General features: G+C 68.1%; 23 protein-coding genes. 9 read left to right on the top strand and 14 right to left on the bottom strand.

What is annotated here, in order from left to right:
• Positions 1–79 precede the first annotated feature (79 nt).
• The 3 genes from Q0379_RS17035 to Q0379_RS17025 form a co-directional block, all read right to left on the bottom strand.
• Positions 80–1,510: a UdgX family uracil-DNA binding protein gene (locus Q0379_RS17035; RefSeq protein WP_299014165.1), complete on the bottom strand. Its 1,431-nt coding sequence runs from the start codon at positions 1,508–1,510 to the stop codon at positions 80–82.
• Positions 1,510–2,739, bottom strand: a complete 1,230-nt coding sequence (locus Q0379_RS17030) for a putative DNA modification/repair radical SAM protein (RefSeq protein ID WP_299014163.1) — start codon at positions 2,737–2,739, stop codon at positions 1,510–1,512. The genes Q0379_RS17035 and Q0379_RS17030 overlap by 1 nt, the downstream gene beginning before the upstream one ends.
• A 123-nt stretch (positions 2,740–2,862) precedes the next feature.
• Positions 2,863–3,141, bottom strand: coding sequence for an HU family DNA-binding protein (locus tag Q0379_RS17025; RefSeq protein WP_099536235.1), 279 nt, complete (start codon positions 3,139–3,141; stop codon positions 2,863–2,865).
• A gap of 329 nt (positions 3,142–3,470) precedes the next feature.
• Between Q0379_RS17025 and Q0379_RS17020 the strand changes: the two genes are divergently transcribed.
• The 3 genes from Q0379_RS17020 to Q0379_RS17010 all read left to right on the top strand — a co-directional run bounded on the left by Q0379_RS17020 (position 3,471) and on the right by Q0379_RS17010 (position 6,927).
• On the top strand, positions 3,471–3,740 hold the full coding sequence (locus tag Q0379_RS17020; RefSeq protein WP_299014156.1) for a hypothetical protein: 270 nt from the start codon (positions 3,471–3,473) through the stop codon (positions 3,738–3,740).
• A gap of 11 nt (positions 3,741–3,751) precedes the next feature.
• A complete protein-coding gene (gene ligD, locus Q0379_RS17015; RefSeq protein WP_299014153.1) occupies positions 3,752–6,415 on the top strand; it encodes a DNA ligase D in 2,664 nt (887 codons plus the stop codon).
• Positions 6,416–6,501: 86 nt separating this feature from the next.
• Positions 6,502–6,927 carry a nuclear transport factor 2 family protein gene (locus Q0379_RS17010; protein WP_299014150.1) on the top strand — a complete coding sequence of 142 codons (426 nt, stop codon included), beginning with the start codon at positions 6,502–6,504 and terminating at the stop codon, positions 6,925–6,927.
• Between the two features lie 16 nt (positions 6,928–6,943).
• On the opposite strand, the gene Q0379_RS17005 is transcribed toward Q0379_RS17010, so the two are convergent.
• The 3 genes from Q0379_RS17005 to Q0379_RS16995 all read right to left on the bottom strand — a co-directional run bounded on the left by Q0379_RS17005 (position 6,944) and on the right by Q0379_RS16995 (position 9,379).
• Positions 6,944–7,801: a Ku protein gene (locus Q0379_RS17005; protein WP_299014147.1), complete on the bottom strand. Its 858-nt coding sequence runs from the start codon at positions 7,799–7,801 to the stop codon at positions 6,944–6,946.
• Between the two features lie 51 nt (positions 7,802–7,852).
• A complete protein-coding gene (locus Q0379_RS17000; protein ID WP_299014145.1) occupies positions 7,853–8,884 on the bottom strand; it encodes a DNA topoisomerase IB in 1,032 nt (343 codons plus the stop codon).
• An 87-nt stretch (positions 8,885–8,971) separates the two neighbouring features.
• Positions 8,972–9,379, bottom strand: a complete 408-nt coding sequence (locus Q0379_RS16995) for a helix-turn-helix transcriptional regulator (RefSeq protein ID WP_299014142.1) — start codon at positions 9,377–9,379, stop codon at positions 8,972–8,974.
• Positions 9,380–9,546: 167 nt separating this feature from the next.
• Here Q0379_RS16995 and Q0379_RS16990 point away from each other — a divergent pair, with 167 nt between their 5' ends.
• Both Q0379_RS16990 and Q0379_RS16985 read left to right on the top strand, forming a co-directional pair.
• Entirely contained in the window at positions 9,547–10,554 is a 1,008-nt protein-coding gene (locus Q0379_RS16990) for an FAD-dependent oxidoreductase (protein ID WP_299014139.1), read from the top strand.
• 34 nt (positions 10,555–10,588) lie between these two features.
• A complete protein-coding gene (locus Q0379_RS16985) occupies positions 10,589–11,752 on the top strand; it encodes an acyl-CoA dehydrogenase family protein (protein ID WP_299014136.1) in 1,164 nt (387 codons plus the stop codon).
• Positions 11,753–11,877: 125 nt separating this feature from the next.
• Here Q0379_RS16985 and Q0379_RS16980 read toward each other — a convergent pair whose 3' ends face one another.
• The gene (locus Q0379_RS16980; protein WP_299014133.1) at positions 11,878–12,576 is read right to left on the bottom strand and encodes an energy transducer TonB; all 699 of its coding nucleotides are present in this window, start codon (positions 12,574–12,576) and stop codon (positions 11,878–11,880) included.
• 195 nt (positions 12,577–12,771) lie between these two features.
• Here Q0379_RS16980 and Q0379_RS16975 point away from each other — a divergent pair, with 195 nt between their 5' ends.
• Positions 12,772–13,644: a transglycosylase SLT domain-containing protein gene (locus tag Q0379_RS16975; protein WP_299014130.1), complete on the top strand. Its 873-nt coding sequence runs from the start codon at positions 12,772–12,774 to the stop codon at positions 13,642–13,644.
• Here the strand turns inward: Q0379_RS16975 and Q0379_RS16970 are convergent.
• The 3 genes from Q0379_RS16970 to Q0379_RS16960 all read right to left on the bottom strand — a co-directional run bounded on the left by Q0379_RS16970 (position 13,631) and on the right by Q0379_RS16960 (position 17,353).
• On the bottom strand, positions 13,631–14,821 hold the full coding sequence (locus tag Q0379_RS16970) for a CaiB/BaiF CoA-transferase family protein (RefSeq protein WP_299014128.1): 1,191 nt from the start codon (positions 14,819–14,821) through the stop codon (positions 13,631–13,633). The genes Q0379_RS16975 and Q0379_RS16970 overlap by 14 nt on opposite strands.
• Positions 14,822–14,900: 79 nt before the next feature.
• Complete coding sequence (rnk, locus tag Q0379_RS16965) at positions 14,901–15,320, bottom strand: nucleoside diphosphate kinase regulator (protein WP_299014126.1); 420 nt, start codon at positions 15,318–15,320, stop codon at positions 14,901–14,903.
• Positions 15,321–15,550: 230 nt separating this feature from the next.
• Positions 15,551–17,353: an ATP-binding protein gene (locus tag Q0379_RS16960; RefSeq protein WP_299014124.1), complete on the bottom strand. Its 1,803-nt coding sequence runs from the start codon at positions 17,351–17,353 to the stop codon at positions 15,551–15,553.
• A gap of 186 nt (positions 17,354–17,539) precedes the next feature.
• On the opposite strand from Q0379_RS16960, the gene spbR reads away from it, so the two are divergent.
• Both spbR and Q0379_RS16950 read left to right on the top strand, forming a co-directional pair.
• Complete coding sequence (gene spbR, locus Q0379_RS16955; protein ID WP_299014122.1) at positions 17,540–18,673, top strand: pole-localized protein SpbR; 1,134 nt, start codon at positions 17,540–17,542, stop codon at positions 18,671–18,673.
• A gap of 61 nt (positions 18,674–18,734) precedes the next feature.
• A complete protein-coding gene (locus Q0379_RS16950) occupies positions 18,735–19,499 on the top strand; it encodes an NUDIX domain-containing protein (protein WP_299014121.1) in 765 nt (254 codons plus the stop codon).
• On the opposite strand, the gene Q0379_RS16945 is transcribed toward Q0379_RS16950, so the two are convergent.
• From Q0379_RS16945 to Q0379_RS16930, 4 genes are read right to left on the bottom strand one after another with little or no spacing between them, the layout of a single operon-like run.
• Entirely contained in the window at positions 19,496–20,131 is a 636-nt protein-coding gene (locus Q0379_RS16945; protein WP_299014119.1) for an ABC-type transport auxiliary lipoprotein family protein, read from the bottom strand. The genes Q0379_RS16950 and Q0379_RS16945 overlap by 4 nt on opposite strands.
• A complete protein-coding gene (locus Q0379_RS16940; protein ID WP_299014117.1) occupies positions 20,128–21,066 on the bottom strand; it encodes an MlaD family protein in 939 nt (312 codons plus the stop codon). Before Q0379_RS16940 ends, Q0379_RS16945 begins: the two co-directional genes overlap by 4 nt.
• Positions 21,066–21,899: an ABC transporter ATP-binding protein gene (locus tag Q0379_RS16935; RefSeq protein WP_299014115.1), complete on the bottom strand. Its 834-nt coding sequence runs from the start codon at positions 21,897–21,899 to the stop codon at positions 21,066–21,068. Before Q0379_RS16935 ends, Q0379_RS16940 begins: the two co-directional genes overlap by 1 nt.
• Positions 21,896–23,011, bottom strand: coding sequence for an ABC transporter permease (locus tag Q0379_RS16930; RefSeq protein ID WP_299014113.1), 1,116 nt, complete (start codon positions 23,009–23,011; stop codon positions 21,896–21,898). The genes Q0379_RS16935 and Q0379_RS16930 overlap by 4 nt, the downstream gene beginning before the upstream one ends.
• A gap of 222 nt (positions 23,012–23,233) precedes the next feature.
• On the opposite strand from Q0379_RS16930, the gene Q0379_RS16925 reads away from it, so the two are divergent.
• Positions 23,234–24,284: protoglobin domain-containing protein (locus Q0379_RS16925; RefSeq protein WP_299014110.1), on the top strand; the 1,051-nt coding region annotated here is incomplete at its 3' end.

Raw genomic sequence — 24,284 nt, 5'->3', positions numbered from 1 at the left:
GGGGCAAGCGGGGCTTGTGCTGTGTTTGCCCCCTCAGTCGCTCCGCGACAGCTCCCCCGCATCGCGAGGGAGCATCTTGTTAGACTAACCCCGCCAGCTTCCCCGCCATCCGCAGGTCCTCGACGAACTCCGCATAGGCCTTGGCCTTGGCCTCCGCGTCGGGGACGCGCAGCAGGAAGGACGGGTGATAGGTCACCACGCCCTGAGCCTGGTCGGGCAATTGAAGCGCCTGGCCGCGATTGGCGCCGATCGGCGTCGGCTTGCCGATCACGCCCAGCGCCGCCGTCGCGCCCAGCATTACGATCACCCGAGGTCGGACGATCCGCCGCTCGGCGTCCAGCCACCAGCGGCAGGCTGTGACCTCGCCGCGATCGGGCGTATTGTGGATGCGCCGCTTGCCGCGCGCCTCGTGCTTGAAGTGCTTCACGGCGTTGGTGACGAAGGCGCGGTCGCGCGGCACGCCCGCTTCCGCCAACGCCCTGTTGAACATCTGGCCGGCCGGTCCGACGAACGGACGGCCGGCGAGGTCCTCCTGGTCGCCGGGTTGCTCGCCCACGAACATCAGCGGCGCGGGATGCGCGCCTTCGCCGGGCACGCCCTGGGTGGCGTCGCGCCACAGGCCGCAGCGGCGGCAGACCTGCACGCCCGCCTCGAGTTCCTCCAGCGTCGTCGGCGCGCCCTGACCGAATGAGGCGTCGCGGCTGTGGCGCAGGGCGGCCTTCAGCACGCGATCGGACGGTGGGCGAGGCGGGGCGGCGACCATTGCGGCGGCGCGGTCCTGGGCTGAGGCGATCAGTTCCGGAATGAGCGCCGCCTCCGGCAGGTTCCGCCAATAGCGTTTGGGCATCTCCTGCCGCATCTGCTTGGGGTTCAGCCGCGCCGGATTGAAGATCGAGGCGTAATAGGTGCGCCAGAGCTCCTCCTGGGCGTCCTCGGAGGGGGCGTCTGCCGGATCGGCGCCTTCGGACACCAGCAGCCGCTCGCCGTCCCAGGCCACGCAGGCGTCGGGCGTCAGGATCGTCCAGTCCATGCTGGTGAAGCGACGGACGAAGAAGGGCGCGACCGCCTCGGTGACGCGATGCGCGGGCTCGAACCAGGCGGCATAGGTTTCAGTCGCCGCGCCCTCGACCAGACGGAACCGGACGAAGGCTTTCATTTTGTGGGCGGCGCGGCTGACGGCCTTGGCCATGTCGCGGGCGCGCGCGATGTCGGGATCGGCGGGGTTCTCGATCAGGCGCGGCTCGCGCTCCAATCGCCAAAGGATGCGGTAGAGCAGGGCGAGGCGGTCGGGACCGCGATGCAGGATCACCTGCTCGGCGAGTTCGAGAAAGGCCGCGGGGACGGTGAAGTTGGCTGGTGCGGCTGTGGGCGGAGATGGCGTCAGATCGAACAGCTCCCGCTCCACCGTCCATACCACCGCCTCGGGCGGCGCGCCCTCGGCCCGCAGCGCTCGGGCGGCGGATCGCCAGCCGGTGAAGTCGATCTCGGACGCCAGCCGCACCACGCGCATCAGAACAGGCTCAGCTGTTGGGGCTGGATCAGCGCCGCCTTCAGGCTCTCCTGGTCGGTCAGGGCGCCGGGCGTCCAGTCGGCGGTGACCACGAAGGCCTTGGCGCGCTTCAGGACGGCCCCGACGCGCTTCAGGTCGTCGAGGGTCAGGCGGGTCACCTTTCGAGCCGTCAGGACCCTCTCCACGGCCTTGGCGCCCAAGCCAGGCACGCGCAGCAAGGTCTCCCGGTCGGCGGTTTGGATATGGACCGGGAACTTGGCGCGGTTCTTCAAGGCCCAGGCGGTCTTGGGATCGACGGAGAGATCCAGGTCCTCGCCTTCCTCCACGATTTCGGGGCGCTCGAAGCCATAGAAGCGCATCAGCCAGTCGGCCTGGTAGAGGCGGTGCTCGCGCAGCAGGGGCGGTCGGGCCAGGGGCAGGCGATGGCTGGCGTCGGGGATCGGGCTGAACGCGGAGTAGTAGACCCGGCTCAGCCGATAGGACCCATAGAGGTTGGCGCTGCGGGCCAGGATGTCGCCGTCCCTGGCTTCGTCGGCGCCGACGATCAGCTGGGTCGACTGGCTGCGGGCGAAGGTTCGGCGGCCAGCTTTCCGCGCTGGCTCGGCTTTGTCCTCGATCGCCAGTCTCATCCGGCCCATGGCGCGCTTGATGTCGGTGACGTCCTTTTCCGGCGCCAGGGTCTTGAGGCTGTCGTCGCGCGGCAGCTCGATATTGATCGACACCCGGTCGGCATAGAGCCCCGCCTCGGCCGCCAGCTCGGGCGAGGCCTCGGGGATCAGCTTCAGGTGGATGTAGCCGCGGAAGTCGTGGTCCAGCCGCAGGGACTTCGCCACCCGGACCATCTCCTCCATCGTGTAGTCGCCGGTGCGGATGACGCCCGACGACAGGAACAGCCCCTCGATATAGTTGCGCTTGTAGAAGTTCAGGGTGAGGTCGACGACCTCCTTCACCGAGAACCGCGCCCGGGGCGTGTTCGACGACACGCGGTTGATGCAGTAGGCGCAGTCGTAGATGCAGAAGTTGGTCAGCAGAATCTTCAGCAGGCTGATGCAGCGCCCGTCGGGCGCGTAGGCGTGGCAGATGCCCATGCCCTCGGTCGAGCCGACGCCCTTGCCGCCTAGCGAGTCGCGTTTCTGAGCGCCCGACGAGGCGCAGGAGGCGTCGTACTTGGCGGCGTCGGAGAGGATGGCGAGCTTGCGCCGAAGATCGAGAACGGCCATGCGCGGCACGTTATCGTTCTTGCTTTGTTCTGGAAAGTCTTCACGCGCGACGAGGGCATGAAGCGGATCGTCGCGCGTGAAGGGAAGCGTTGGGAAGCGGACACTCGCGGCGTCCGCTTCCCGCCAAAGGGCTTAGCCGTTGACGGCGTCCTTCAGTTGCTTGGCCGGCGTGAAGGCGACCTTCTTGCTGGCGGCGATCTCGATGGTCGCGCCCGTGGCCGGGTTGCGGCCGGTGCGGGCCGGCTTGGCCTGGACCTTGAACTTGCCGAAGCCCGGGATCGAGACTTCTTCGCCCTTCACGGCGGCGTCGGAGATCGACTTGAAGACGCCGTCGATGATGGCCTTGGCTTGCGTCTTGGTCAGCTTGTCGTCGGCGGCCACGGCGGCGTCGACCAGATCGGAAACGTTCATCTTCTTAAGCTCATTCCTGTGAATCAGGGAATTTCGAGCCTGACGAGCCCGATCGCGTTTGTCACCCGTTAGGGAAGGTTAAAAAGCCGATTTATGGGGGCAAAACGCCTGTGGGGCTGGGTTTTTCATGAAATCGTCGCCCCCTGAACCGCCGCATCAGGGGCAAAGGCGTTAATTTTGGTTCCAAAAGTGGACTGAAGGCTCGCTCGCGCCATGGGTGATTCTGCGAACGAATCGCGCTGCGGCGCCTGTGTGATGGGGCGTGGATCGCCAAGACCGGAACACCAAGCGCCGCCAGCCATTCCTCCTGCGAGCACAGGAGAACAGCCATGACCGACGTCGATAATGGGTGGGACGAGCAGGACGGCGCCGAGGCGATGGACGACGATGTCGTTGGTCGCGACGGCGAGTTCCGCACCTTCGAGGAGCTGCCCGACGTGCTGGACGTGACCCAGGCCGAGGGCGACGCCGACGACGATGACGCCCTGATCGCCGAGGAGCTCGACGATGACGAGATCATCGAACTGGAGCAGGACGACGATCCAGGCGATGGTCGCGATGTCGACGACGAACGACCCGAAGTCTTCGACGGCGAATAGGCGGGACGGCGATGGCGGCGCGCAAGCTCGCGGCCTACGAGGCCAAACGCGACTTCGAAAAGACGGCCGAGCCCTCGGGCAAGGTCGCCGTCGCCGCGTCAGAGCGGGCGCGTTTCGTCATCCAGAAGCACGACGCCACGCGCCTGCACTATGACCTGCGCCTGGAGCACGACGGCGTGTTCCTGTCTTGGGCCGTGACGAAGGGGCCCTCGCGCGATCCGCACGATCGGCGCCTGGCGGTCCATGTCGAGGACCACCCGCTGGCCTATGGCGACTTCGAAGGCGCCATCCCCAAGGGCCAGTATGGCGGCGGCACGGTGATGCTGTGGGACCGCGGCTGGTGGGCGCCCGAACCTGGCTTTGACCTCGCCAAGGGCCTCGAGAAAGGTGAGATCAAGATGGTCTTCGCCGGCGAGCGGATGAAGGGCGGCTATGTCCTGGTCCGGATCAACAACGACAAGTTCGCCAAAGCGGGATCGAGCGGCAAGCGCGAGAACTGGCTGCTGATCAAGCACCGCGACGAGTTCGCGATCGAGGGCGACACGGACTTCCTTGAGGACACGTCTTTCTCGATCGCCTCGGGGCGGACGATGGAGGAGATCGCGGCTGGGAAGGGAAAGTCTCCCACGCCGTTCATGACGAAGAAGACCACCGCCTCGGACGCCGTCTGGAACAGCAAGGGCTCGCCCGAGGCCAGCGCCGAGAAGGCCGCCCAGGAGACCGGCGCGCCGAAGGGACGGACGGTCAAACCCTCCGCCAAGGCCAGCCCCTCGCGAAAGATCGTGAAGACGGCGGCCATGCCGGACTTCACGCCGCCGCAGCTCTGCAAGCTGGTCGACCGCCCGCCGACCGGAGGCGATTGGGCGCACGAGATCAAGTTCGACGGCTATCGGATGCAGATGCGTATCGAGGGCGGCAAGGCGACTTTGCGCACCCGCGCGGGCCTCGACTGGAGCGCCAAGTTTCCGCGCCTGATCAAGGATGGCGCGGTCTTGCCGGACGCCTTGATCGACGGGGAGGTCGTGGCCCTGGACGCCGACGGCTCGCCCTCCTTCGCCGGACTGCAGGCGGCCCTGGCCGAGGAAAAGACCGACGACCTGATCTTCTTCGTTTTCGACCTGCTGTACGAGGGCGGCGAGGACCTAACCGAGTTGCCGCTGAGCGAGCGCAAGGCGCGTCTCAAGGCGCTGCTGCCCGCGGACAGCGACCGCATCCGCTATGTCGAGCACTTCAAGAGCGGCGGCGAGGCGGTGCTGCAGTCGGCCTGCCGGATGTCGCTGGAAGGCGTGGTCTCCAAGAAGCTCGACGCGCCGTACCGCTCCGGCAAGCCGGGGACCTGGACCAAGGCGAAGTGCCGGGCCGGCCACGAGGTGGTGATCGGCGGTTGGACGACGACCGGAGACGCCTTCCGCTCGTTGATCGTCGGGGTCTATCGCGACGGCGATCTCGTTCACGTCGGTCGCGTCGGTACGGGCTTTGGCCGCGACAAGGTCGCGCGCCTGCTCCCAAAGCTGAAGGCGGCCGAACGCAAGACCTCGCCGTTCACCGGCAAGGGCGCGCCGCGCGGCGGCGCCAACATCCACTGGGTGGACCCCGTGCTGGTGGCGGAGATAGAGTTCGCCGGCTTCACGGGAGACGGCTCGGTGCGCCAGGCGTCGTTCAAGGGACTGCGCGAGGACAAGCCGGCCCAGGCGGTCGAGGCCGAGACCCCCGCGCCGGCCGAGGACGTCGAGCTGGCCCAACCCACGGGCGTCCCCGCGCCTAAGCGGCGGACAGGTGGCAAGGCCTCGGTGCGCGGCGTGGCGATCTCCAACCCCGACAAGCCCCTGTGGCCGGACGCGGGCGACGGAACGCCGGGGACAAAGCTCGAGCTCGCCGAATATTTCGAAGCGGTCGGCGACTGGATGCTGGAGCATATCAAGGGTCGGCCCTGTTCGGTGATCCGCATGCCCGACGGCATCGACGGCGAGAAGTTCTTCCAGCGCCATTCGGGCAAGGGCGTCTCGGCCCTGATCGACGAGGTCGTCGTCAGCGGCGACCGCAAGCCCTACCTCGTGTTCAACACGGTCGAGAGCCTCGTGGCCGCCGCCCAATGGGGAGCGACGGAGCTGCATCCCTGGAATTGCCGGCCGGGCGAACAGGATATCCCCGGTCGCCTGGTCTTCGACCTTGACCCCGCGCCGGACGTCTCGTTCGACGCTGTGGTCGAGGGGGCGCGGGAGATCCGTGACCGGCTTGAGGCCCTGGGTCTGGCGCCTTTCTGCAAGACCACGGGCGGCAAGGGGCTGCATGTCGTCACGCCGCTGAAGCCCACAAAGGTTGACTGGGACACCGCCAAGGCGTTCGCGCGGGAAGTGTGCGCCCGGATGGCCGCCGACAGCCCCGAACGGTACCTGCTGAACATGGCCAAGAAGGAGCGCGGCGGGAAGATCTTCCTCGACTACCTGCGCAACGACCGCATGAGCACGGCGGTGGCTCCGCTGTCGCCGCGCGGCCGCCCCGGCGCGCCGGTCTCCTGGCCGGTGTCCTGGACCCAGGTGCGCAAGGGCCTCGATCCGAAGCGCTTCAACCTCCGCACCGCGCCTAGTCTGCTGAAGAGCCTGGACGCCTGGGACGCCTATGCCGAGAGCGAGCGGGATCTCGCGGAGGCGATCAGGAAGCTGGGTAAGGCTTAGGCCGTTCAAGTTGACGGCGACGTCACGAATTTTAAGGTGTCGCCAGCGGCGCTTGAACGCCGTGTTCAGCCGAGGGGAGAGGCGACATGGCCCGCGAGCAGGCGCTGCGAACGCTGGAGACCTGGCATGACCTGCTGGAGAAGCGCGAGTTCGATCGCCTTCGGCCCCTCGCCGCCGAGACGGTGGTCTTTCGCTCGCCGGCCTTCTACTCGCCCTATCCCGGTGTGGAGCCGCTGGTCCACATTCTCTCCACGGTCAGCACGATCTTCGAGGACTTTGCCTACCACCGACAGTTCTGGTCGGAGGGCGAAGATGCGGTCGTGCTGGAGTTCAGCGCCCGCGTTGGCGACAAGAAGCTGAAGGGGATCGACATCATTTCCTTCGACGCCGCCGGCAAGATCCGCGAGTTCGAAGTCATGATCCGCCCCGCCAACGCCGCGGCGGCGGTGGGCGAGGCCATGGCCGCCAAGGCGGGGCCGCGCCTGAAGGAACTGCTCGGCAAGCCCGGCTGAGACCGCCGGCGCGAACCTAGCCCGCCTTTTTTCGCGCCGGGGCCTTGTGCGCGGTCTTGGCGACAGGCTTCTTCGCTCCGGCCTTGCCGGCCGGCGCCTTGCCCAGGCTCGCCCGGAGCGCCTCCATCAGGTCGACCACGTTGGTGTCCTCCGGCTCTTCCGGCGCGGTGACCTTGCGGCCCTTGCCCTTCTGCTTTTCCTTGATCAGGGCGCGCAGGGCGTCCTCGTAGCGGTCGTTGAACTGCTCGGGATCGAAGGGGCCTTCCTTCTGCTCGATGATCTTCTGGGCGATCTGGATCATCGCCGCGTCGGGCTTCTTGTCGGGAATGGCGTCGAAATAGCTGGCGGCGTCGCGGACCTCGCGACGCGAGCGCAGCGACCAGGCGACCATGCCATTGTCGCGCGGTTCGATGGCCAGCAGACGCTCGCGCTGGTGCATGACCACGCGGCCGAGCGCCACCTGGCCCTCCTTGGTCATGGCCTCGCGGATCACGCCATAGGCTTCGGCCGCCAGCTTGCCGTCGGGAACCAGGAAGTACGGATTGTCCCAATAGAGCCGGTCGATCTCGGCGGCGGGGACGAAGCGCTCGATGTCGATGGTTCGGGTGCTTTCCAGCCGGACGCTGTCGATCTCGTCCTGGGTGACGACGATGTACTCGCCCTTCTCGTACTCGTAGCCCTTGACGATATCCGAACGCTCGATCGGTCCCAGGTCCGGGTCGGTCGGGATCATCCGGATCCGGTTGTGGGTCTTCTTGTGCAGCATGTTGAAGTGCACGTCGCCGCGCGCGTCGGTGGCGGTGTACATCGCGACAGGGCAGGTCACGAGCGACAGGCGCAGGTGGCCCTGCCAGGTGGGACGGCCGGCGGCCATGGGCGGTTCTCCGTTAGCGCCGACTCAACGAACCTTGACCCCCGCCGTTCCCTAGTCCGCCTGGCATGAGGCCATAGCCGCTTCCAGGAACCGGATCACCGCCAACTCGAAGGCGCGCTCGGAGCGGCCGGGCTTCAGCGGCAGGACGCCCTGCTGATAGGCCTCCAGCACCAGCGGATGGATGTACGAGCCCCGGCAGACGGCGGCGGTGTTGCCCAGCAGTCCGGCGACGGCCTTCACGCAGGTGTTGACGTTGCGCTTGGCCTCCGCAGCGCTGACGGCCTTGGGAACCAGGCACAGGGCGCGAGCGGCGGCTAGGGTGCCGGCCCAGGTGCGGAAGTCCTTGGCCGAGAAGTCCTCGCCGATCACGGCGCGGATATAGGCGTTGACGTCGGCGCTCTCGACTGACCGACGCTGTCCCTCCTCGTCGAGGTACTGGAACAGGCGCTGGCCGGGTACGTCCTGGCAGGCCTTGACGATGCGGGCGAGGCGTCGGTCGCGGAAGCCCGTCTTGTGGACCTTGCCGCTCTTGCCGCGAAACTCGAAGACGCCGCCCATGCTGGACAGCTTGGCGTGTCGGTCGCGCAGGGTGGTGAGGCCAAAGCTCTTGTTGGCCTGGGCGTATTCCTCGTTGCCCACCCTAATCAGGGTCAGCTCCATGAGGCGGATGACGGCGGCGATCACCTTCTCGCGCGGGATGCCGCGCCTGGCCATGTCCGCTTCGACCCGCGCCCGCAGGCGGGGGAGGGCGCGGCCAAAGGCGATCATGCGGCTGAACTTCAGACCGTCGCGGTCGCGTCGCCAATCGTCGTGATAGCGGTACTGTTTGCGGCCCTTCTGGTCGCGGCCGGTGGCCTGGATGTGGCCGCGCGGCGAGGGGCAGATCCAGACCTCGGTCCAGGCCGGCGGGATCGCCAGGGCTCGGATGCGGTCGAGGGTCTCGGCGTCCCTGACCGCGCGACCGTCCGGGTCGCGATACGCGAGGCCCTCGCCGGCGGCGACGCGGCGTATGCCAGGATCGTCGTCATTGACGTAGGAGAGGCCGGTGGAAGCCGGCAGAAGCTCGATCGTGTCGCGTGGCATGCCGCCAGCCCTCGTCGCGGGTCCGTTGGCGGATCAACGGGGCGCGAGAGCGGCGGGTTCCGGTCGTTGGTTTACGAGCTCGCGCGCTTAAGGGGCTTCGTCGTCGACCATCGCGCGGACCAGGTCCACGACCCGGCGGCGCAGGCGGCGGTCTTCCAGGCGTGGGAACAGCCCAGCCAGTTCGAGACCTTCTGGCGTCGAGACGAATTCGGTCATGCGCTGGGCGAAACCATCGTCCATGCCGCCGTCGGTCTCTTCCAGCCCTTCGTAGAAGTACGACACCGGCGCCTGCAGCAGCTTGGCGGCGTCATACAGCTTGCTGGCGCTGATGCGATTGGCGCCGCGCTCGTACTTCTGGATCTGCTGGAAGGTGATCCCGAGGGCGTCGGCGACCTGGGTCTGGCTGAGGCCCATCATCTTTCGGCGAATTCTCAGCCGCGCGCCCACGTACAGGTCGACAGGGTGGGCTTGTTCGGCCGCGGGTCGATCGTTCATCCGCCTAAAATCCCTCAACGCCGCGACGCGGCTTAAACGCGAGTATTAACGATATAGACCGAGCTTTGCGGAGTCGTCACGTCCGCGCGTACACGTAACGGTCTCTTTGCAACATTATGGCCTCGCCCGGACTTGACGTTGACGGCACGGGGAGGTGTTTGCCCCCAATGTATTCTGCAAATGATGCAAAGATCGCGGTGGCCGGCGCCGGGGCCTTCGGCTTGGCGGTTGCGTTACGTCTGGCGCGGGCCGGACGATCCGTCACGCTGTTGGATCCCGCTCCGCTGGGCGACAACGCGTCCGGCGTGGCGGCGGGCATGCTGGCTCCGATCAGCGAGGCGCTGTTCGACCCCATCTCGCGCGATCACCTGGCTCTGATGCGCCGGGCGCGAGACCTGTGGCCCGATTTCGCGGAGGCCCTGGCGATCCCGCTGTCTCGCGCCGGCGTGCGGATCGAAGGCTCCGACAGTTGGTGCGCCGAGGTCGCCAAACGGCTTGAGCAACTGGGCGTCGCGCCGACGAAGGTCATCGAGGAGGATTGGCGGCTGGACTCGCGGCCCGCCCTGGCGGCGCTGCGCGCGGCGGCTGAACAGGCCGGGGTGTCGTTCGAGACCGGCGCCGTGGCGGCCTTCGAGCCTGGAGCCCTGACCCTGGCCGATGGCCGCGTCGAAGCCTTCGATGTGCTGGTGCTGGCGACGGGGCCCGGAGTCCGTGACGGCCGCATCGCGCCCGAGACCGCCGTCCTGTCGCCGATCAAAGGCCAGCTCCTGCGTGCGACGCTCCTCGATGACGAGGCGGTGGTGGTGCGCGGCGAGGGGGTCTATCTGGCGCCGGGAGAAGCGCTGGCCGTCGGCGCGACGATGGAGGCGGGCCGCGACGACCTCGCGCCCGACGCCTCGGCGACCCAGGCGCTACGCCAAGCCGCTCGGGCTCTGCGTCCGGCGCTGGATCTCGATGCGGCCGCCGTGGAGGTCGGCGTCCGGGCCACGACGCCCGACGGCCTGCCGCTGGTCGGCTGGAGCCGCGCGCCCGGCGTGATGCTGGCGGTCGGCGCCCGACGTAACGGATGGCTGTTCGCGCCGCTTGTGGCGTCTATGGTGGCGGCTTATCTGACGGGCGATAACCCGGGCCCCGAGGCCGCCGCCTTCGATGCGCGGCGCTTCGAGAAGGCTTAGAGGAACGACGCACAGCGCAGGGGAGTAGGGCCGAATGTCCGGATTCTGGTTGACCGAAGAGCAGGAAGCCATTCGCGAGGGCGTCGCCAAGGTGTGCGCGGCCTTCGACGACGAATACTGGCGCCGCACCGACGAAACCGGAAACTTCCCCGAGGAATTCGTCGCCGCCATCGCCGAGGGCGGCTGGCTGGGCGTGGCCATGCCCGAGAGCGTCGGCGGGGCCGGCCTTGGCCTGACCGAGGCGGCGATCATGATGCAGACCGTGGCCCAGTCTGGCGCGGGCTTCTCGGGCGCCTCGGCCATCCACCTCAACATCTTCGGCCCGATGCCGCTGGTGAAGTTCGGGTCCGACGAGCAGCGCGAGCGCCTGCTGCCCCGGATCATCTCGGGCGAGGACAAGATGTGCTTCGCGGTGACCGAGCCGAACTCTGGCCTCGACACCTCCAGCCTCGAAACGCGGGCCGAGAAGGTCGACGGCGGCTATCGCCTGAACGGTCGGAAGATCTGGACCACCGGCGCCCAGCGCGCCAACAAGATCCTGATCATCGCCCGCACCACGCCCAAGGATCAGTGCGCCAAGCCGACCCAAGGCCTGTCGTTGTTCTACACCGACCGCGAGAAGATCGAGGCCAAGCCGATCCCGAAGATGGGCCGCAAGGCCGTCGAGTGTAACATGCTCTTCATCGAGGACCTGTTCGTCCCGGCCGAGGATCTGGTCGGCGAAGAGGGCAAGGGCTTCCAGTACCTGCTGCACGGCCTGAACCCCGAGCGCGTGCTGTTCGCCGCCGAAGCCATCGGCCTGGGCCGCGCGGCGCTGGCCAAGGCGTCGACCTACGCCAAGGAGCGCGTGGTGTTCGGCCGGCCGATCGGCCAGAACCAGGGCGTCGCCCACCCGCTGGCCAAGTCGTGGGCCGAGCTGGAGGCCGCCAACCTTTTAGCCTTCAAGGCCGCCGCCCTCTACGACGCGGGCCTGGAGTGCGGGGCCGAGGCCAACGCCGCCAAGTACCTGGGCGCGGAGGCGGGCTTCCGCGCCTGCGAGGCCTCGGTGCTGGCCCACGGCGGCATGGGCTACGCCAAGGAATACGACGTCGAGCGCTACTTCCGCGAGGCGATGATCGCCCGCATCGCGCCGATCAGCCGCGAGATGATTCTGAACTACATCGCCGAGCGCGTGCTCGGCCTGCCCAAGAGCTACTAGGCGCCAAGCGCGTCAGGCGACGTGTGAGCGGTTCGCCCCTCGGACGCGCGTAAAGACAAGCACGGGAATGGCCGGGTCGCTGGAAGGCGCGACCCGGCCGCCGTTTCAACGCCGGAGGAGGGCCGTCAGCCCGCGTTGAATCGGATGGGGATGCTGACGGTCGCGCCGTCGACCGGCTCGCCGTTCTCCATCTGCGGCTTCATCCTGAAGAAGCGCGAGATCTTCAGCGCGGCCGCGCCGAAGCCCTGGCTGGCGGGCGTCTCGGAGATCACCGAGCAGTCACGCACCGTCCCGTTCACCGCGACCGTGCAGCTCAGCGTCGCCGAGCCCGACACGCCCAGCTGCTGGGCCCTTTCGGGATAGTACCGCGCGACCTCGTCGCCGGACGGAATGCGCAACCAGTTGGCCCGGGTGATCACCTTGGGCTGAGGCGCGGGCGGCGTCGTGGGGCCGGCGGGGACCGTCGGCAAGGTCACTGGACCGGGCGCGGGCGGGGTGTCGACCTCGACCGGCTTGATCGGCAGCGGCTCCGGCGTGGGCAGGGGCGTCGGGACCGGCGTGTGCAGGCGAATCTGATTCTGCCTTGGCGTTGTCGGCTGTTGCGGCGGCGGCTTGGGCGTGTAGACCTGTTCGATCACGAACGGATTTTCGGGCTCGGCCGTCGGCAGCGGCTGGTTCCACTTCTGATAGGCCAGGTAGCCGATCAGCATCAGGTGCGCGGCGGCCGAAACGCCTACCCCCACGATCAGCACCGGGGACGGTTTGCGGGGCGCCTCGTCCAGGCCTGGAATGCCGGGGCCATTGGGATTCAGGGCGAGAGCCATATCGATCTCCCTAACGAAAATTACATTCGTAGGCTGAGATCAGCACGGGGGCGCGATCCTGTAAATTGACAATCGTAATCTCCTGCCGATTTTTCTGACAAGCGTACGATCGCCCTGCGGCATCTCGTCTCTCTGACGGAGTGTGCGGAACGTGGTTAATTGCGAATTAACCATGATCGCCGACTCCTGAGGCCCATGCCCGCCGTAGGTTCCATTCGCAGCGTCGTCGAGTCGGCGATCCAGCGCGCTTCCAGCGCGACGGGAGTCGATTTTTCGTTCCTGATGGGCGCGGCCAAGCGCGAGAGCGGTTTCAACCCCGCCGCCAAGGCGCGGACGTCTTCGGCCTCGGGCCTGTTCCAATTCGTCGACCAGACTTGGCTGGCCACGCTGAAGAAGCACGGCTCCAAATACGGCTACGCCCGCTATGCGGACCTGATCAGCCAGGGATCGGATGGCCGTTATCGTGTCGACGGCGACGAGGCGCGCAAGGCGGTGTTGGGCCTGAAAATGGATCCGCACGCCGCGTCGCTGATGGCCGGCGAGCTGACCTCGGACCACGCCTCGTACCTGCGCGGCCGGGTGGGACGCTCGCCCACGGCCGGCGAGCTCTACGCCGCTCACTTCCTGGGGCCGCAAGGCTCGGCCAAGCTGATCCAGGCGGCGAACGCCTCGCCCGGCGCCAGCGCCGCCGCGATGTTCCCCGAGGCCGCCCAGGCCAACCGCTCGATCTTCTATCGCGATGGCCGTCCGACCACCGTCGGCGAGCTCTACGCCAACCTGACCAAGACCGGCGGCGCCAAGCAGATCGCAGATCCGGCCCCTTCGCGCGCGGCCGATAGCGACCAAGGCTTCATGCAGTACGCCAGCAGCCGTCGCCTGGAGCACATCCAGCAGCAGGAGGCGGTGATGAACCTGATCCTGCGCGGCTCGCAGGATGTCGGCGACCCCTTCGGCGGCGCGGGCGGTTCGTCCGGCATGGGCGCTGGCCAGCGCCTCGCCAGCTCAATGTTCTCGGCCGAGATGCTGCGCGTGCTGGCCGACGCCAACGACAAGATCAAGCAGCGCTGACGCTCGTCAGAGCCTCCACCCTCTCTTCGTCCCATCCCAATTCCCGGAACACCGCCGCCGTGTCCGCGCCGAGCGCGGGCGCGGGGCCTCGCGGTCCGTCTAGCGCGCCCAGGAAGCGGGCCGGCGCGGCGGGGGCCCGGAAGGTCCCGCCACGTCCGTCCGGCGTCTGAACGAAGCAGCCCGCCGCCTCGGCCTGGGCGTCCTCGGCCAGCTCGCGCGGCGTCTGGTAGGGCGCCCAGGTGATGTCGCCAGCGTCCAGAGCTTCGGCCGCCTCGGCGTAGGTCATGGCCCCGAAGGCGGCGTCCAGGATGTCGACCAACGCTTCCCCGTGCGCGCGCCGCGCCTTGGCCGAGGCAAAGCGCGGATCGTCGACCAGCTCGGGTCGTCCGGCGGCGGCGGCGATGCGCGGCCAATCGACCGAGCCCTGGCGCGGCAGCAGGCAGATCCAGCGGCCGTCGGCGGTCTTGTAGAAGTTGGCCAGAGGCTGCACCGCCTCGCGGCGGCCGCGCGTGGAGGCCAGCTTTCCGAGGCGCAGCTGGATCGCCATGTCCGAGCCGATCGCATAGACGCCGGTCCGCAGCAGCGAGGTCTCGACAAGGCGTCCAGAGCCGGTCCGCTCGCGCTCGTAGATGGCTGCCAAGATCGCCGAAACGGTCGCCAGAGACGTGACATGGTCGCCCATGCCGGTGCGGATCGGGAAGGGTTCGGAGCCCTTCGGCGCGGTGATCGCGCCAACACCCGCACGCGACCAGAAGGCGGCCACGTCCATGCCGGGTTTGTCGGCGTCGGGACCGGTCAGGCCGTAGCCCGTCAGGCTGGCGTAGATCAGACGCGGATTGGCGGCCCGCAGGGTCTCATGATCGAGCCCGGCGCGGGCCAGGGCGGCGGGGCGGACATTGGTCAGGAAGACGTCGGCGGTGGCGACCAGCGCCTTCAGAGCCTCTCGGCCCAGGTCGCTGCGGATATCCAGCACAACGGCCCGCTTGCCGCGGTTGTCGAGCTCGAAGACCGGATTGGCGTCCTGGTCCGAACCGATGGTGTCGAAGAAGCGCCGCATCGGATCGCCATCCGGCGACTCGACCTTGATCACGTCCGCGCCCCAGTCGGCCATGATCCCGGCGGCGCCCGGCGCGGCGATATAGGTCGCCAGTTCGACGACCCGCAGACCTTCCAGCATCGCGTCCTCCCTTTTTTGAGGGAGGATGCAGGCCTGGTCGGAGCTTGGAAAGGTTTACCCAGGGGCAGGTGGTCGCGGGCTAGAAGACAAGGCGGCCGGGAGGCTCGGTCTTCAAGATTCTAAGCCATCTTTCATGGCCGTCGCGGTCAGGCCAGCGGATGGCCTGCCCTGTCGAGAGGCCGATGAGGCCCGCTCCGACCAGAGAAAGAACGGAGATCTTGCCGGAGGCGATGTCGGCTTCCTTCGGATAGACCAACAGGACAGAGCGGGCCACGCCGTGGGCGTCGTCCTCGAACCGGACGGTGGAGCGCATGCGCACGACTTGGCGGGGTATGTCATCGTCGGCCCGGATGTCCGCGCGTTGGATCTCCCGCAGCAGCATTTCGGCCGCGACAGGCGCGGCCAGCTCCATTTGCCGGGCCAGGGTGGATAGGCGTTCGACCTCGGTTTCGGCCATGATGATAGGAGGACGCGCGACGGCGTCCGCTTGCGAGCGCATGGAAGGCTCCAGGCAGGAAATGAAGACGTGACGGCGCGCGCGGGGGCGGGCCGTCAGAGGGTGTTGTCGATGATGTTCGCCCCGAACGCCCGCGACGCACGCGCGGAAGGTTCGGGGCTAGGAGCCTGCGAGAAGGCTACCGCCGTGATGGCGAAAACGCCGGAAGGTCGGGCGCGAAAACATACGCCATTCTCCATCCAGGACCCGGCTTGTCAAACCCGACGCGGGCCTTAGGCCGCCTGCGAGCGCGTGAGATTGCGATCCAGCGCCGCCGCGTCGGCGACGGCCCGCGCCACGCCCGCCACGCTGACCGGCTTGCGCAGCACGATGTCGGCGCCGGCGTCGAGGCTTTCGCGGGCTTCGTCGGAGTCGCCGTCGATCATGGCGATGATCGGCGCGCGTCGATTGGGACCGTCAGTTTCGCGCAGGGCCTTGGCGGCGGCAGGGCCATCCATCACGGGCATGCGGCCGTCCAGCATCAGGAGATCGAACTCGGCGATCCGAGCCAGGTCCACCGCGCGGCGGCCGTTCTGGGCGTGGACGACCTGATGGCCCAGCTGCTCAAGGATGGCGCGCAGCATGGCCGCGTTCAGGGCGTCATCCTCGGCGATCAGCACGCGCATGGCGCGCGGCGCGCCCAGAGGATCGGCGGGCGACGAAGCCTCATGAGCGCCGCGCTCGGCCGTAGGATCGAACGGCAGGCGCAGGGTGAAGCAGCTGCCGACGCCCATGGCGCTGCTGGCCTCCAGCGCCCCGCCCATCAGTCGGGACAGCTGGCGCGACAGAGAGAGCCCCAGGCCCGCGCCGTTGACGCCCGCGCCGGTGCGCTCCACGCGGCGGAACGGCTCGAAGGCCAGCGCCAGCTCCTCCGGCGTCAAACCGGGACCCGTATCGGCCACTTCCACGGCCACGTGGTCGTCCCGCAGCTCGAGGCGCACCTCGATGCGGCCGCGCACGGTGTACTTCACCGCGTTGCTGAGCAGGTTGGACATGATCTGGCGCGTGCGCAGGGGATCGGCGATGGTCGCCCCGCGATCAAGGCTCAGCAGCAGCGGGTCGATATGCACCGACAGCTCCAGGCCCTTGGCGCCGGCGTGCGGCTTTTCCAGAAGCACCAAATCCTGGATCAGGCGAACGGGGTCGAAGGGCTGCGTGTCGACGCTGAGACGGCCGGATTCCGCGGTCTCGGAGTCGAGCGTGGCGTTCAGCACCGCGATCAGATCCTGGGCGGCGTCCAGCGCGGCGTTCAGCTGCTCGCGCGACGGCGCGGCGCGCCCGCCGCGGCCGGCGGCGGCGGCCAGAACGTGCGTGACGCCCGTCAGGCCGTTGCGGATTTCGTGGCTCAACGTCGCGACGATGTCGGACTTCGAGCGCGCCGTGCGTTCGGCGGTCTCGAGCACGCGCAAGCGCTCGTCGACCAATCGCTCATGCTCGACCGAGAGGCCGTGTTGCCGTCGCAGGGCGCGGTTGTGGATCATGGCCAACGCCAGGGCCAGCGCCGTGGCGCCCCAGGTCAGCTCCAGGCCCGAACGCGGGGCGGGGCCGGTGAATTGGGCGATCAGCGGGCCGGCGGCCGCCAGGGGCGTGACGATCAGCAAGGCGGGCAGGTAGGGCGCGGAGAAGAACGCGCACAGCACCGCCCCGGCCGTCGCCAGCATCAGCAGGGTCTCGCGGGCCGGACCGGCGCCGGCCGCGAAGGCCGAGATTTGCGCGACCGCCATCGCCCACAGCGCCCCGCAGGCCACATGGATGCGGGCGCGGCGTCTCAGGTCCCGCGACGCGTCGTCGCGCAACCAATTCACGGCGAGATAGAAGGCTCCCCAGTTGATCGCGAAGATCGCGAAGCTGGCGGTCATCCAGATGCTGTTGGCGGCGAAGGACGCGACCCAGACGAACAGCGGCAGGCTGACGGCGAAAACCCCCAGGGCGTAAGGCAGCAGCGCGGCTTGGGCGTCGAGAGCCTTGGCCAGCTGCGCGCTTCCCGCGGGGTCTTCGGTCTGGCGGCGCTCGGCGAGCAAAGGCGCGTTCCTCATGATGGGCCGGGCACCTTAGGCGGGCGTCCTTTGCTCGGCGTTACGTCACATCGTTAATCGCTGGCTTCGTGGCGCAAACAATCGTTAAGCCTAACAACTGATGATCGTGACTCGCGACGCTCTTGAGGGCGCTCTGCGCAGACGCACGACAGGTTTCGACACAACCCTCGGTCCGGACGGACGCCCTTGGCCACGACGCGCGCAGCACTGACCGAATCCGACATCCGGATGCTCGTGAAGGGCGCCACCGCCGACGAGCGCGCCCTGGCGGCGCACAAGCTGTGCCGCAAGATCGACCGCGCCGAACTTGGCGAAGAGGATCGCCAGGTCGCCCACGACATCCTGCGGGTGATGGCCGCCGACGCCGCCGAGCTGGTGCGTCGCGCCATGGCGGTGACGCTGAAGAGCTCCAAGATCCTGCCGCACGACGTCGCCATGCGGTTGGCCCGCGACATCGAGTTGGTGAGCCTGCCGATCATCGCCTTCTCGCCGGTCTTCACCGATGCGGATCTGGCCGAGATCATCCGCGTCGGCGGTCCCGCCCGGCAACTGGCGGTCGCCAAGCGCCCCAAACTTTCCAGCCGGATCACCGCCCAACTGGTCGAGGAGGCGGGGGAGGAGGCTGTCGCCACGGCCTGCGCCAACGACAACGCGCGCTTCTCAGAGGTCTCGCTGAAGAAGGCGCTGTCCCGGTTCTCCAAGTCCGAGCAGGTGCTGCAGGCCGTCGCCTACCGCGCCACCCTGCCGATGGCCGTGGCCGAGCGCTTGATCGACATGGTCGGCGATCAGCTGCGCGACCACATCTTGACCCACCACGCTCTTTCGGCCGAGCTGACGCTCGAGCTGATCGTCGACGCCAAGGAGCGGGCGACGATCGACCTGGTGGACCAGGCCGGCCGGACCGCCGACCCAAAGGCCTTCGTCGCGCACCTGAACAGCGTGGGACGTCTCTCGCCGTCGCTGCTTCTGCGCGCCCTGGCCCACGGGCACATGACCTTCTTCGAGTGGGGCGTGGCCGAACTGGCTGGCGTCCCGCACCACCGCGCCTGGCTCATGATCCACGACGCGGGCCAGCTGGGCTTGAAAGCCATCTGCGAGCACGCCGGCCTGCCCGAGCGTCTCTACTCGGCCTTTCGCGCCGGCGTGGATGCGTTCCACAGCCTGGAGTTCGACGGCGGCGACCATGACCGCGAGCGGTTCCAGGAGCATATGATCCAGCGCTTCCTGACCTCGTCCCATGCCGCCACGCGGGACGACACCGACTATCTGCTGGAGCGCATGGACCGCAGCGCCGAAAAGCGGCGATCCGCCTCAGGCTAAGATCGAACGATCGTTCGAATCCAGACTGGCGGCTAGGCCGTCGCGGCGCCAGACTGTCGACATGTCCGACTCTTCGCAGGGCGCTGTTCGCCCGGCCGCGACCATACTGCTGCTTCGAGATGCTCCCGATTTCGAGGTCCTGATGGTCAAGCGGCATCATCAGATCGACTTCGCCGCCGGCGCCCTGGTCTTCCCGGGCGGCAAGAGCCATCAGGGCGACAGCGACCCGCGCTGGCGCGACCACGCGCTGGGCTTCGAGGCGATCGGCCCTGACGACGCGGCCTTGCGGATCGCCGCCTTGCGGGAAGCCTATGAGGAGGCCGGGGTCTTGCTGGCTCGCGACCGCGACGACGCCGTCTATGCCGGCGAGGCGGCCAAGGACATCCGCGCCGCCGTGGCCGAGGATCAGGTTCCATTTCTCGACGTGGTGGCGGATCTGGGCCTGCGTCTCGACCTTTCGGCCCTGACGGTTTTCGCCCGCTGGATCACGCCGAAGCTGATGCCCAAGCGGTTCGACACCTGGTTCTATGTCGCCCACGCGCCGCTGGCGCAGCAGGCAATCTGTGACGGCCACGAGGCCGTCGACGCCGAATGGATCGCGCCGCGCAGGGCGCTCGAAATGGCCGCCTCAGGGGCGCGCAAGGTGATCTTCCCCACGCGCATGAACCTGCAGCTGCTGGCGGAGAGCGCCGACCCGGCGGACGCCGTGCGGCGCGCGGCGGCGCGCGAGCTCGTCACGGTCGAGCCTTGGGTGGACGGGGAGGTCCTCCGCATCCCGATCGAGGCGGGCTACGGCGCGGTGACCGAGCCCCTAGCGGCGCTTTAGCCCGCGATCCCCGGTCCGGCCGCATTGGCCCAGGCGACGATCTGGGCCAGCACTTGGGCGACGGCCTTGTCATAGGCCGGCACGATCGCGGACACGCGGTTATCGGCCGCCTTCACGCGGGCCTCGAAGACCTGATCGCCGACGAGGGCGCGATCGGTGTTGCGGTTCAGCACGCCGCGCACGCGCACCACGACTTCGGGGGCCGCCTTGGGGCCATTGACGTAGTCGGCCTCGAAGGTCCGCACTTCCAGCCGCAGGACGAGATCGGCCTTGGCGACCTCGCCGCGGCCGATCAGGCGGGCGCGGCCCGGGTCGTTCTCGAACGCGCGGGCCACGGCCTCCTCGAACAACACGGAGGCCGCCGACACCCAGCGGGCGTCGGCGATATAGGCGACCTGGCCTTGGCTGCTGGTCAGGATCCGGTCGCCGGCGGCCGCGCGGGTGAAGACCGTCGGCGCCTTCAGCACGCCGAACATGGCGCCGGGAGGCCCCTTGGGCGCGCTGACCTCGGCTTCCCCGAACCGGTAGAGGCCCACGGGCTTTGTCTTGGGGAAGACGCTGATGCAGGCCGAGAGGCTGAAGGCCAGGGCCGTGACGCCCGCGAAGCGGACGATGGCGCGGATGGGGCTCACGGTTTGACCTCCACTTCCTTGGCGGGCGCCTTGCCGATCGCGCCGCGAGGGTTCTGTTCGACCTCGCCGACCAGACGGTCGAGGGACTCGGCGGCCGATTGCAGGGTGACGATGGCCGCCGACAGCTGGGGCAGGCCGGTGTTGGCGAAGTCGCTGGTCGGGCCTTCCAGCTTGCTGACCATGCCGCGGGCGTCCTTGGCGGCGGCCTTCAGCTCCGCGGCGGCGTCGCCCAGCTCCTTCAGCGTGCGCTTGGCGTCGCCATTGACGACGCCGTCGGCGCTATTGGCCAGCTGGGTGATCGATTGGGCCGTCTGGTCGATGCTCTGCAGCGCCTTCTGAGCGTCGGCGATCACCTCCTTGCGCTCGCGCATCTCGGCCGTGACGGCCTGAACGTCGCTGAGCGCGGCGCTGAAGGTCTTGATGTTCTTGTCGGAGAGCACGCGGTTGACGCGGTCCAGCGCCTCGATCGTGCGGGTCAGCACCGTGCCGCCGCCCTCCAGCAGGTCGGAGAGGGTGCTGCGCTGGCTGCGCAGGACCGGTACGCGGCCGCCCTTCACCGTATCCTTCAGCAGTTCCTTGTTCGGCGAGCCGGCGGTGATCTGGATGTAGTTCACGCCGGTGATGCCCTGCGGCTCCAGCGTGGCGTAGCTGTCGACCTTGATCGGCACGTCCGAGGTGACGCGGATGCGCGCGATGACGCGGTTGGGGTCGCTCTTGTCCAGCTCGATGCGCGTGACCTCGCCGACCTTGATACCGTTGAAGTGCGCTTCTCCGCCTTGCGAGAGGCCGCGGACGGGACCGACGAACAGCACGTCATAGAGGTCGTAGTCGCGATTGAAGCTGATCTTGGCCAGCCAGACGGCGAAGACGATCAGCCCCATGAAAAGGGCCAGCGTGATCGCGCCGACCACCGCGTAGTTGGCGTTTCTTTCCATCAGTCGGTCCTCGCCTCGGCCAGGGCCTCGGCGGACGCGGCGGCGCGTCCTCTTGGGCCCAGGAAGTACTTCTTGATCCAGGGATGATCCGAACGCTCGAGCTCGTGAACCGGCGCCACGGCGACGACCTTCTTGTCGGCCAGGACCGCCACGCGATCGGTAATGGCGTAGAGGGTGTCCAGATCGTGGGTGATCATGAACACCGTCAGGTCCAGGCTTTCCGAAAGGTCGTTGATCAATTCGTCGAAAGCCCCGGCGCTGATCGGATCCAGCCCGGCGGTCGGCTCGTCCAGGAACAGGAGCTCGGGATCCATGGCCAGGGCGCGGGCCAGGCCGGCGCGCTTGCGCATGCCGCCCGACAGCTCGGCCGGTTTCAGCAAGGCGGCGTGGGCCGGAAGGCCGACCATGGCGATCTTCAGGTCGGCTATCTCATCGATTTCGCGACGGGGCAGGCGCGTGTGCTCGTGCAGCGGCGCGGCCACGTTCTCACGAACCGTCAGGTTCGAGAACAGAGCACCCTGCTGGAACAGCACGCCCCAACGGCGCTCGATCGACGACCATCGGCGGCGCGAAGCCGTGCGCATGTCGCCGCCGAACAGCCGCACGTGGCCGCCGTCAGGCGCCTTGAGGCCGATGATGGTGTTCAGCAGCACCGACTTGCCGGTGCCCGAGCCGCCGACGACGCCCAGCACCTCGCCGCGTTCGACCTTGAGGTCGAGGCCATCGTGGACGACATGCTCGCCGAAGCGGGAGACGAGGCCGCGCACCTCGATCGGATATTTCTCGCTGTCGGCGGTATCGACGACGGGGTCCTCGGTCTCGGGGCCGGTCATATGTCCAGCTCCATGTAAAGCAGGGCGAACACGGCATCGATCAGGATGATCGCGAAGATGGCGTGCACGACAGCGGCGGTGACGCGCCGGCCCAGCGCCTCGACGTCCTGGCCGACCTCCATGCCTTGCCGGCAACCGATCGCGGCGATCACGGCCGCCATGACCGGGGCCTTGGACATGCCGATCCAGAAGTGGGTGGCGCCGACATAGTCGACGATCCGCTGCAGGAAGAAGGTCGGCGACAGGTCCAGCACGATCCAGACAACGAGCATGCCGCCCGCGAGCCCGGCGATGGTGGCCACAAAGGTCAGGATGGGGATGGTCAGCAGCAGGGCGGCGAACCGGGGCAGCACCAGCGCCTCGTAAGGATCGACCCCCATGACCTGCATGGCGTCGATCTCCTGGTTCATCTTCATCGAGCCGATCTCGGCCGCGAAACTGGAGGCCGATCGTCCGGCCAGCAGGATGGCGGTGATCAGAATGTTGAACTCCCGCATCACCGAGATGCCGATCAGCTCGACCGAATAGACCTGGGCGCCGAAGTCGGTGAGCATGTTGGCGCCCAGCAGGGCCACAACCGCGCCGATAAAGAAGGTCGTGGTGGCCACGATCGGCATGGCGTCCAGGCCCGCGCGTTCGCACAGGGCGACGATCGGCGTCCAGCGAATGCGGCTGGGGTTGACCAGGCTGCGCCCCAGGGCGGTGATCAAGTGGCCCAGAAAGGCCGTGGCGCTGTAGGCGTCGTGGAAGAGGCCGAAGACGCCGCGTCCGATCCGTTCGAGCAAGGCCTTGAAGCCGCCGGGCCGCACCGCGGGCTCGGTCTGGACCTTGATGGCGGCCGAGACCAGCTCCAGCAGCCGCAGGACGCCGTGGCGGGCCTTGATGTTCTCGGGCTTAAGGTCGTCGCCCGCGGCGCGCAGGATCGCATAGGCGCCGGCGGTGTCGCAGCGGTTGAGGCCGGTCAGGTCGAATGCGGGAGACGAGGCGCTCTTCAGCGCTTCGGCCAGACGTATGCCAGCGTCAAACAGCCCGCGGGCGGTCCAGTCCCCCGTCAGGACAGCCGTCGCCCGACCGTCCTCTTCGCTCAAGGTGAAGTCCGCAGGGAGGGCCATGAAGTCCTTGGAGGTTTCTCGATATATCCAAGCCCCGCCATGGCCTGACAAGTGCAAAACGCCTCAAGGCGCAGCTTGTTGCCACGCGATCCGTCAGCAAGCGCGGCGGAGTCGAAAAAGGGGCTGAAAACCCCCGGAAATCAGGCCTCCGATTTAACGTCGGTTAAGACATTGGGATCACTGACGAGCCAACAGAACGGCGTTTAGTTAGGAGCTAACGGTATGGGCGCGGACGCGAAGCTTGACCAGCGGATGGCCTTCATGCGTTTCGACGAGCATGCATGCTCGGCCCTGCGCGCTATCCAGCCCCTGATCGACGCAGAGATCGGCGCGGCCCTCGGTCAATTCTATGGCCAGGTCCGCGCCTTCCCCGAGACTCGCGGCAAGTTCCGCGACGAGGCCCATATCGCCGCCGCCGAGCGCGCCCAGGCGACGCATTGGCGTCGCATCGCCCGCGCCGACTACGGCGATAGCTATGTCAGCGACGTCGAGCGGATCGGCCGCGCCCACGTCCGCGTCGAGCTTGAGCCGCGCTGGTACATTGGCGGTTACGCCGTGGTCGCCGAGGAACTGATCCGGTCGGTGATCTCCAAGCGGGCCAAGGGGCTGTTCGGCGCCGGCAAGTCCGACCAGGCGCTGGCCGACGGCCTGTCGGCCATGGTCAAGGCCATCTTCCTGGATATGGATCTGGCCATCTCCAGCTACATCGCCTTCATGGACGAGCAGCGCCGGGCGCTTGAGGTCGAGCGTGAAGCCGGCCAGCGTCGCCAGGCCGAAGCGGTCAAGGCCCTGGGCGTGGCGCTGGCCCGCCTGGCGGAGGGGGATCTGTCGACGCGCGTCGATGGCGACCTCTCGCCGGAGTTCCAGAGCCTGAAGGCCGACTTCGAGACGGCGGTGAGCGCGCTGGATGAGGCGATGCACGCAGTCGAACGCTCGGCGGGCGGCATCCTCGCGGGCGCCGAGCAGATCGCCCGCAGCGCCGAGGATCTGTCTCTGCGCACCGAGCAGCAGGCGGCGACGCTTGAGCAGACCGCCGCGGCGGTCGAGGAGCTGACCACCGCCGTCGGCAAGACGGCTCAGAACGCGCACGAAGTCACGTTGCGCGTCGAAGAAGCCAGCGCCGAGGCCCAGCGCTCGGGCGACGTGGTCAGCCGCGCCGCCCAGGCCATGACCAAGATCGAGGCCCAGTCGCAGCAGGTGAACCAGATCCTGGGCGTGATCGACGAGATCGCCTTCCAGACCAACCTCCTGGCCCTGAACGCGGGCGTCGAGG

The organism is uncultured Caulobacter sp. (assembly GCF_937900395.1).
In the GTDB taxonomy this organism is placed as follows: Bacteria; Pseudomonadota; Alphaproteobacteria; order Caulobacterales; family Caulobacteraceae; genus Caulobacter.
This window is presented reverse-complemented; position numbering and strand designations above follow the sequence as displayed.